This is a genomic window from Desulfocurvus sp. DL1XJH-121 (assembly GCF_054819825.1).
Genome location: NZ_JBTVWW010000234.1, coordinates 1 through 229 on the forward strand (window position 1 = coordinate 1; position 229 = coordinate 229).

Annotated in this window: 1 pseudogene; it reads left to right on the forward strand. The window is 48.0% G+C overall.

Going from position 1 to position 229, the window contains the following annotated elements:
- Positions 1-229, forward strand: a pseudogene (locus ACYYG1_RS17985) (hypothetical protein); the annotation flags it as partial.

The following is a 229-nucleotide window of genomic DNA, read 5'->3' on the forward strand; positions in this document are numbered from 1 at the left end:
TTTACCGGTGTAGGAGATAAGCCTGAAGCAGGAGCCTTAGCGCTGAAAGGGAATCGTGTTTTAGGCGTAATTCCTGCTGTTGAGGTTGCAGATTACACGGGTGAAGAGACTAGGGTAATCGACTGCGGTGACCGTCTGATCATGCCCGGTTTTAACGATTCACACATGCATATTTCCCTGGGATCCGTTCAAAACGACCCCGACTTCTGCATTCAAATGATGGATTGTA